At 63.6% G+C, this 6,725-nt stretch carries 8 protein-coding genes; 4 read left to right on the top strand and 4 right to left on the bottom strand.

Features of this window, described 5'->3' with window-relative positions:
• Positions 1 to 210: 210 nt before the first annotated feature.
• Complete coding sequence (locus AC630_RS05110) at positions 211 to 432, bottom strand: hypothetical protein (RefSeq protein ID WP_074117385.1); 222 nt, start codon at positions 430 to 432, stop codon at positions 211 to 213.
• A gap of 86 nt (positions 433 to 518) precedes the next feature.
• Entirely contained in the window at positions 519 to 971 is a 453-nt protein-coding gene (locus AC630_RS05105) for a hypothetical protein (RefSeq protein WP_074117381.1), read from the bottom strand.
• 157 nt (positions 972 to 1,128) lie between these two features.
• On the opposite strand from AC630_RS05105, the gene AC630_RS05100 reads away from it, so the two are divergent.
• Positions 1,129 to 1,401 carry a helix-turn-helix domain-containing protein gene (locus AC630_RS05100; protein ID WP_074117383.1) on the top strand — a complete coding sequence of 91 codons (273 nt, stop codon included), beginning with the start codon at positions 1,129 to 1,131 and terminating at the stop codon, positions 1,399 to 1,401.
• A gap of 7 nt (positions 1,402 to 1,408) precedes the next feature.
• Here the strand turns inward: AC630_RS05100 and AC630_RS05095 are convergent, their stop codons facing one another.
• Positions 1,409 to 2,641, bottom strand: coding sequence for an aminotransferase-like domain-containing protein (locus AC630_RS05095; protein ID WP_074117379.1), 1,233 nt, complete (start codon positions 2,639 to 2,641; stop codon positions 1,409 to 1,411).
• A gap of 55 nt (positions 2,642 to 2,696) precedes the next feature.
• Complete coding sequence (locus AC630_RS05090) at positions 2,697 to 3,224, bottom strand: DUF3124 domain-containing protein (protein ID WP_074117377.1); 528 nt, start codon at positions 3,222 to 3,224, stop codon at positions 2,697 to 2,699.
• A gap of 67 nt (positions 3,225 to 3,291) precedes the next feature.
• Here AC630_RS05090 and AC630_RS05085 point away from each other — a divergent pair, with 67 nt between their 5' ends.
• The 3 genes from AC630_RS05085 to AC630_RS05075 all read left to right on the top strand — a co-directional run.
• Positions 3,292 to 5,022 carry a cation:proton antiporter domain-containing protein gene (locus tag AC630_RS05085; RefSeq protein ID WP_074117376.1) on the top strand — a complete coding sequence of 577 codons (1,731 nt, stop codon included), beginning with the start codon at positions 3,292 to 3,294 and terminating at the stop codon, positions 5,020 to 5,022.
• Between the two features lie 174 nt (positions 5,023 to 5,196).
• Positions 5,197 to 6,273, top strand: a complete 1,077-nt coding sequence (gene ribB / locus AC630_RS05080; protein WP_074117375.1) for a 3,4-dihydroxy-2-butanone-4-phosphate synthase — start codon at positions 5,197 to 5,199, stop codon at positions 6,271 to 6,273.
• A 194-nt stretch (positions 6,274 to 6,467) separates the two neighbouring features.
• The coding region (locus AC630_RS05075) for an acyl-CoA dehydrogenase family protein (RefSeq protein WP_208866957.1) at positions 6,468 to 6,725 on the top strand (258 nt) is incomplete at its 3' end.

Genomic DNA, 6,725 nt, shown 5'->3' with positions numbered 1-6,725 from the left:
CACACCGCCTAGAGCATGATCCGGAAAAGTGTGAAGCGGTTTTCCCTCGCGACAAACGCGGAACGCGTTTGCGCGGAGATCATGCTCAAACAACAACCTGGAGCGCGATGACGATTCATACCAATCTCATCGCGCTTTAGGCTCGCCGAACGCTTCCAAGACGCAAGAGAAATGGCCCCGCGAGGGGCCATTTCCCTGTTGCGTTGCGCGTTAGTCCCAGTAGCGATGGCTGCGTTTGATGACCACGGTCCTGTCGTGATTGTGCCAGCCACGATGCCAGCCATGGTCGCGATGCTCGCGGAATTCGGCGCGGGCGCCGTACGGGCCGTGATGATGACCGCGCTTGATCACCACCGTTTCCGCACTGGCCAGCGTCGGCGCCGCGACTGCGAGCGCACCGAGAGCGGCAACCACATAACCAAGCTTCTTCATGATGTCCTCCTCCAATCGAATGCAAATTTAAACCGTGCATTCGCGTGAACGTTCCGGAGGAATTGCGGGAGAATTCTGAACGGCTGTTAATCGCAGCGCTGCTGTGCAGGCGTGGGCACGCCAGTGGCGACGTATTTGCCGTCTCTGATCGTGTATTCGCCGCGTTCGCTGCGATTGTAGATTGCGCGCAGGCTGCCGTCCTTTGCGAGAAGCAGCCCGAACTCACGGGTCTGATGCAGCGAGGCGAAGTACACCATCATGTTGAGCAGGCCCTCGGCGTTGACCGTGGCGGACACCACCTCGTTCTCATCCTTGGCCTCGCCGAAATTGCGCCGGTACATCACGCGGCCGTCCCTTCGGATTTCGTAAGTCAAGAGCGCGCCCTTGTCGCGGTCAGGCCGACCTGCGCAATCGACCGCCCACGAGCCGAGCAGGCCCCATTGCTCGACCGTCGCCGCAAGCGACTCGGCACCGGCCGTGGACGTCAACGCTAACCACAGCAGCGCAGCCGTGATCCAGCGGCTCAAACGATGCGTCATGTCCTGGAAGGCCCCACCTCGAAGAATTCCAAACTGTAGCATCCCGCTCGCGGCCGTCCACGGCAGCCGCCGATCGCGCGCGAATTTGATCCGCGTCAATGAGGCCGTACGTTTCGGGGGTAGGATGGCGCTCCCGAAGGCGAACGTGGATAGACCGATGCTGAATCAAGTCATGGATTTCGCGGGCGAGGTGCTGCCGGGCAGCCGTGCCGTGCCGCCTTATTCCGAGATCGCGTTTCTGGCCGAACTGGGTGAGCGCTTGAGATCCTCGCGCATGCGCTGCGCGCTGTCGCGCCGGGAGCTGGCCCGCCGCTCCGGGATTTCCGAGCGCTACATCGCCCAGATCGAGGCCGGCAAGGGCAACGTTTCGATAGTCCTTCTGCTGCGGCTGGCCTCCGCGATCCACGGCAGCCAGCCACAGGCGGCCTGATAAACCGCTAGGCACGTTTCTCCACATTGGCGCTGCGGGCTGGCACGCCGAATTCCTTGCGGCAGACTTCGGCCAGCACGGCGACACCATCGCGGATCTGCTGATGCGACGGGCTCGCAAAGCACAGCCGCAGCCGCGAGCTGGAATGGCTCTTGTTGGTCGACCATTCCGGTCCTGGATTGATCGAGACGCCGGCGGCGAGCGCCGCCTGATACAGCTTCAGCGTATCGACCTGATCGGGCAGCTTCACCCACAGGAAGATGCCGCCCTTCGGCTCCTCGAACTCGGCCGCCGTCCCGAACTGCTCGTTCAGGGCTTCCATCAGCGTATCGAGCTTGGTGCGCAGCGCCTTCGTCAGTGCCGGCACATGGCTTGCGAAATGCGGCTTGCAATAGGCGGCGAGCACCATCTGCTCCAGCGCGCCGGAGCCGGCATCTGTTTTCAGCGACAGCATCCGTGACATCACATCCCAGGGTGCGACGATGAAGCCGACGCGCAGCGCCGGCGCGATCGACTTCGAGAACGAGCCGATATGGATCACGCCGCCGCTCGGGCTCATCGCGTAAATCGCCGGCGGCCGCTGTCCCGACCAGACGAGGTCGGCATAGCAATCGTCCTCGAAGATCGGCACGCCGTATTCCGCCGACAGCTGCAACAGCTCGGCGCGCCGGCTCTCCGGCATGATGCTGCCGGTCGGGTTCTGCACCGTCGGGATGGTGTAGATGTATTTCGGCCGGATGCCGCGGCTCTTGAGGACGGCCAGCTTCGCGGCGAGCACGTCCATGCGCATGCCGTCCTTGTCGAGGGGAATGCCGACGACGTTGACCCCGAGCCGTGTCAGGCGGTTCAGCGAACCCTGATAGCTCTCCTGCTCGAAAATCACGGTATCGCCGCGCGTGAGCAGCGTGTTGTTGACGAGGTCGAGCGCCTGGAGCGAGCCCGAGACGATCAGGAGGTCGTCAACGGTGCAGTTGATCCCGGCATCGCGCTTGAGTTTGGTGACGAGGAATTCGCGCAACGGCAAATGGCCCTGTGGGCCGTGTGCCAGCCCGTAGGTCGCCAGCGACCGGCCTTCGCTTTGCAGGGCTGAATTGGCCGCCTCGATGAGGTCTTCGAGCGGCATCTGCTCGGAGTCGTTGTTGCCGCCGACAAAGCTGTACTTGGCAAGGCCCGTCCAGCGCGCAGTCGGGGCCGGCAGCCCTGCCGGAAACAGGGGCGCGAAATCGAAGCTGGACGTCATGGGGATATTCCTCGTTTCTGTTCTTGTTGAGCAGCCGGCGTTGCGCCGGCCAACCTTATTTCTTGCCGGCCGTCCGGGTCGGACGTCCCTGGCTGATGAAAGCGTAATGCGCATTGGCGACGCCGCCAACCATCAAGGCCTCGACCACCGGCTCGGCGATCTCGCCCGTTGCGGCCCAGTCGACGATGAAATTGGCCCCGGTCCCGCCTCGCACGTCGTCGTTTGGAATGAAGATCGAGACGGTGGCAAGCGGCTTCAGCGCCACCGAAACTTTCAGATAGCTCTCGACCTGCTTGCCTGTGGTGTCGAAATAGGCGATTCGTTTGACGACCAGCGGCTGGGTCTCGGAGGCGTTGTGCACGCTCAGCGTCACCGAGAAGTCGACCCGCAGCTTGCCCTGGCTCATCGCGACGCTGGAATAGGCGGGCACGTAGAACCCGCCGGAGACAGCGAGTTCCTCCTTCGGCATCGCGGTGAGCGAATCGGCGAAGTTTTGTTCGATATTGACCTTGGATTGAGCGGCTGCGGGCACGCTGTAGGCAAGGAGGCATAGCAGCATTGCTGCGAAAAGCCTTTTTCGCATGTGACGAATTGCTCGTTTGCCGCGCCGCAACCCGTCTCTAGGGTGCGGCAAAACGGACCAATTTGGTATGCACGAGCTCATTCGCGACATTACTCTCTGTATCCTGTTTGCCTGGATGCTGGGCCTCTTGGCGCACTTCTCCCGGCAACCGCTGATCCTGGCCTACCTTATCGCCGGCTTCTGCATAGGTCCATTCGGCGCCGGTTGGGTCAAGTCGCAGGAATCGATCAGCGTCATCTCCGAGCTCGGTCTGATCTTCATGCTGTTCATGATCGGGCTGGAGATCGACCTGAAGAAGATCGTGCGGGCGGGAAAGGTGATCCTGTTCGCGGCAGGCGGCCAGCTCCTCGGCGGCTGCCTGCTCGGGGGCCTCTTCTTCGTTGGCATCGGCCTGTCGCTCGGCGGTGGCCACTTCGATGCGCTCTATCTCTGCGTCGCCTGCGCGCTGTCGAGCACCGTCATCATCGTCAAGGTGCTTTACGAGAAACGCGAGCTCGACACGCTGCCCGGCCGCATCACCCTCGGCGTGCTGGTGCTCCAGGACATCTTCGCCATCCTGTTCCTGGCGGTGCAGCCCAGTCTTGCCAATCTGCAGGTCAGCGTCATCCTGCTCTCGATCGGCCGCGTCGCGGTGCTGGTCGCCGCCGCGCTGCTGGTCAGCCGTTACGTGCTGCCGCGCCTGTTCCACCAGATCGCCCGGCGGCCCGAGCTGATCCTGCTCGGCGCGCTGGCCTGGTGTTTTCTCGTCGCCGAGACCGCCGAGCGGCTGTCGCTGTCGCGCGAGATGGGCGCCCTGATCGCCGGTGTTTCGCTCTCGACCTTTCCCTATGCGCTCGACGTCACGGCCAAGGTCACCACGCTGCGCGACTTCTTCATTACGCTGTTCTTCGTCGCGCTCGGCATGACCATTCCCGTGCCCGGCCTCTCCGTGATCGGGTTAGCCTTGATGATAGCCGCCTTCACGGTGGTAAGCCGTCTCGTCACCACCTTCACCCCGCTCTATCTGATGAAGCAGGGCCTGCGTGCGAGCCTGTTGCCGGCCCTCAACCTCGCGCAGATCTCCGAGTTCTCGCTGGTGGTGATCCAGACCGGCGTCGCCGACCATCACATCGCGCCAGAGACGGCGAACGCGGCCTCCTTCGCCTTCGTGGTGCTTGCCGTGCTCTCGACCTTCGTGATGACCCGCAGCGACGCGATCACCCGCTGGGCGATCGGCCCGCTGAAGAGGATCGGCCTGCGCGACCTCGACCATGGCAACGGCCATGCCGAGGAGGGGCACGAGGGCGGTCATGGCGAGGCCCGCCGCATCGTCATCCTCGGCTTTTTCCGTGCGGCGAGCGCGCTGCTGGCCGAGATCGAACGGCAGACACCGGTGCTGCTGGAGCAGATCACCGTGGTCGACTTCAACCCCAATGTGTACAAGACGCTGCTTTCGCGCGGCCTGCACGTGATCTATGGCGACATCAGCAATGTCGATACGCTGCTCCACGCCGGAATTGGGAAGTCCGAGATCATCATCCTCAGCGTGCCGGATTCGTTGCTCAAGGGCGCGACCAACGAGAAGCTGGTCCGCCACGTCCGTGCGCTCAATCCGACTGCCCTGATCGTGGCCACGGCCGACCTCCTGGCCGACGTCGGCGAACTCTACGAGGCCGGCGCCAGCTATGTCACCGTGACCCGGCTCAGCGACGCCCATGAGCTGTTCACGGTGATCGAGGCGGCCCAGGCCGGCCTTCTGGCCGAGAAGCGCTCCGAGCTCGATCTGCGCCTCGGTGAGCGGCGCGAAGTGCTGCCCTGACGGCGCCCGGCCGCCTTCTTGCCGAGCCCGTCCGCGCCTATATCCCTGGTATGCCCGGGCAAGCCTGCCCCCTTAACAGGCCTGCCGTCCGGCATAAGTGGTTGCGCTGGGGAGACTAGCGCCCCGGCCCAAGTCCGGCTAAGCCTCCGGCTCACAACCGATAGAGATTGGGAAATGCCCGATAGCGTTCAGCAAGTCTTGCAGGCCTTCGCCCGGGGTGAGCTCGTGGTCGTCACCGACGACGAGGACCGCGAGGGAGAGGGCGATCTGATCGTCGCCGCCTCGCTCTGCACCGCCGAGAAAATGGCCTTCATCATCCGCCACACCTCCGGCATCGTCTGCGCGCCTGTGACGACCGAGGACGCGCGCCGCCTGCGGCTCGATCCGATGGTCGCGCACAACGATTCCGCGCACACCACCGCCTTCACGGTCTCGATCGACTACAAACCCGATGGCGGCACCGGCATCTCCGCCGAGGAGCGCGCCTCATGCTGCCGCGCGCTGTCCAATCCCAATGTCGGCGCCAACGACTTCGCCCGGCCCGGTCACATCTTCCCGCTGATCGCCAAGGATGGCGGGGTGCTTCTGCGCTCCGGCCATACCGAGGCCGCCGTCGACCTCTGCAAGCTCTCGGGCCTGCCGCCGGTCGGCGTCATCAGCGAGTTGATGAACGACGACGGCAGCGTGATGAAGGGCGAGCAGGTCGCCCGCTTCGCTGCCCAGCACAAGCTGAAGCACGTCACTATCGCGGACATGATCGCCTATCGCCAGGCACGCGAAAAACTGATCGAGCGGGTCTCGACCTTCACGACCGAAAGCCCGATCGGGCCGCTTCAGGGCTATGCCTACCGCTCGCCGTTCGATTCCATCGCTCATGTCGCCTTCGTCTATAACGGCGTCGGCGATGGCAAGAACGTGCTGACGCGCTTCCACAAGCCGAACATCGTCAAGGACACCTTTACCGGCCACAAGCGCATGGCGGTCGTGCTCGAGCACTTCAAGAAGTCCGGCCGCGGTGTGCTGGTTTATCTGCGTGACGGCGCGGCCGGCGTTCCCGTGTCGCCGCTGCCGGATGAGACAGCGACCGAGGCCGACCGCAACCGCCAGTGGCGCGAGGTCGGCGTCGGTGCGCAGATTTTGCGCGATCTCGGCGTCACCTCGATCCGCCATCTCACCTCGTCGGTGCACGACTACAAGGGCCTGTCGGGCTTCGGCATCGAGATCGTCGCCAACGAGCAGCTCGAAAGCTGAGAGGCAGCGTCATTCCGGGATGGCGCTAAAAGCGCCAGACCCGGAATCTCGATGTTGTAGAGGCTAAGCGATTCCGGGTTCGATGCTTCGCAGCGCCCCGGAATGACCGAACCAGGATGCAATTGCACTTGTGGCCCCGGCGCTTTAATTTGTCGGGCAATTTTTAGACGGAACCAGACGCGAAAGGACGTTTCATGAGCGTGCGCCCTCAGGCCAAGGACAAGCCGACTGCGGCTTCTTTCCAGTGGGACGATCCGTTCCTGCTCGACGAGCAGCTGACCGAAGACGAGCGCATGGTGCGCGACACCGCCCGGGCCTACGCCCAGGACAAGCTGCTGCCGCGCGTCTCCAAGGCCTATCTCGAAGAGAAGACCGATCGCGAGATCTTCAACGAGATGGGCGAGCTCGGCCTGATCGGCATCACGCTGCCCGAGGAGTATGGCTGCGCCAAT

It is taken from the genome of Bradyrhizobium sp. AS23.2 (assembly GCF_001908185.1).
GTDB lineage: Bacteria > Pseudomonadota > Alphaproteobacteria > Rhizobiales > Xanthobacteraceae > Bradyrhizobium.
This window is presented reverse-complemented; position numbering and strand designations above follow the sequence as displayed.

What these genes read in the sequence shown, in the direction of transcription:
- AC630_RS05110 (WP_074117385.1), bottom strand. Translation starts at nt 432, where the DNA reads ATGAAGAAGCTTGGTTATGTGGTTGCCGCTCTCGGTGCGCTCGCAGTC.
- AC630_RS05105 (WP_074117381.1), bottom strand. Translation starts at nt 971, where the DNA reads ATGACGCATCGTTTGAGCCGCTGGATCACGGCTGCGCTGCTGTGGTTA.
- AC630_RS05100 (WP_074117383.1), top strand. Translation starts at nt 1,129, where the DNA reads ATGCTGAATCAAGTCATGGATTTCGCGGGCGAGGTGCTGCCGGGCAGC.
- AC630_RS05095 (WP_074117379.1), bottom strand. Translation starts at nt 2,641, where the DNA reads ATGACGTCCAGCTTCGATTTCGCGCCCCTGTTTCCGGCAGGGCTGCCG.
- AC630_RS05090 (WP_074117377.1), bottom strand. Translation starts at nt 3,224, where the DNA reads ATGCGAAAAAGGCTTTTCGCAGCAATGCTGCTATGCCTCCTTGCCTAC.
- AC630_RS05085 (WP_074117376.1), top strand. Translation starts at nt 3,292, where the DNA reads ATGCACGAGCTCATTCGCGACATTACTCTCTGTATCCTGTTTGCCTGG.
- ribB (WP_074117375.1), top strand. Translation starts at nt 5,197, where the DNA reads ATGCCCGATAGCGTTCAGCAAGTCTTGCAGGCCTTCGCCCGGGGTGAG.